The sequence below is a fragment of the Bathymodiolus azoricus thioautotrophic gill symbiont genome (genome assembly GCF_001298715.1).
In the GTDB taxonomy this organism is placed as follows: domain Bacteria; phylum Pseudomonadota; class Gammaproteobacteria; order PS1; family Pseudothioglobaceae; genus Thiodubiliella.
Map to the genome: position 1 here is coordinate 1 of NZ_CDSC02000241.1, position 1,458 is coordinate 1,458.

Here is a 1,458-nt window from a genome sequence, read left to right on the forward strand (position 1 = left end):
ATATCTAGCAGCGTAGCAAGAAAAATGTTTTCGGCTTTTGTTGTAGATAATTATATTGTAACGCCCTTTGTTAATGGCTCTGGTGGCTTTAAGAAGGCTTTTCATTCCCTTTTAGACAGTATAACTTATGGCTTTGCAAATACAGATAAATTCGTACAAGATATGAAAGTTAATGCCTGGAAAGGTTTACGCGACTATATCGCTACCAAGCTAAAATTGACAGTGGATCTTGGAACGGTTCAAAAAATATTTAACATTATGTGTTCCGCTCCTTATATTCGTACTAATTTTTTCGCTGAATCTTTGGTAGATAGAAAAAACATAGCTGAGAGAAACAAGATATCTGATGCTGTTTATCAAGCCTTAAGGGTCAAAAATTTCATAGATGGCAATTTTTGTCTTAGTTATCCAATGGTTGCTGACCAAGGTTTCCAAGTATTTAAAACTTATCTAGCATCTGTTGGCGCGATCAAAAATGCTCAACTAACAGACAGAGAGTTTGAAAATATATTTGCTCAAATTATAAATTGCAATGCAAAAATTGATATTCAAAATACTCCTTATCCTTCAGAATTAACTAATACTAAATACAGTCTAAACGATTGCGGAGAGATAGATTATGATATTATTCGCATGGGTACACCTGCCTTTAAACAACTACAAAAAATATTTACTACGACTAACATTGATCAGGTGTTATCATTAGAAAATCAACAAATTCCAATGACTGAAGGTAATACAATCACCGACCTAATTCCTCCTAAAGGCGCTAAATTACCTAGTATCCTAAAAAACGATCAAATTGATTTTGCGCAAGGACCTTACGCCCAGTATTATTGGGAATTATTTTTCCATACCCCTATTCTAATCGCTAAAAATCTAAGTAATCAAAATAAATTTGAAGAGGCGATTGATTGGCTTGGGCATATTTTCAATCCTTCTAAAAAACGCAAGCACATAACCCCAACAACCTTTCACGATAAGGCACCAAAAAAAATTAATGAAGTTGTGTCAGCTACTATCTTTAAGACATTGCAAAATACCAACTTAGATGACAAACCTTATATTGACAAAAATGGTGATGTTAATAAAAATTACAAAGGCAATGAAGACTTAAGTTTTTTAAAGTTAAGTAAAGCGCAAACGCTAATGATAAGAGACATATTAAGCAATTATCTTTTACTTAGTCCAGTTAACCATTATTGGAATTTCCAACCTTTTCGCAATCACACATTGCAAACTATTAAGCAATTGTTAACCGATGGAAACCCTGCCATCCAGCAGTATGAAGATGACCCTTTTGATCCTTTTGCTATTGCACGACTTAGAATTGGTGCATTTGAAAAATATGTGTTAATGTTATATGTTGATATTTTGATTCAGTGGGGTGACTAGTTTATTTACCATTGATACGCGTGAATCGATTAATGAGGCAACGTATGTTGTATCTATATGCTG

1 pseudogene is annotated in these 1,458 nt (G+C 33.5%); it reads left to right on the forward strand.

The annotated features are described in order from the left end of the window. Positions 1-1,395 (forward strand): annotated as a pseudogene (locus BAZSYMA_RS04615) (hypothetical protein); the annotation flags it as partial. Between the last annotated feature and the right edge of the window lie 63 nt (positions 1,396-1,458).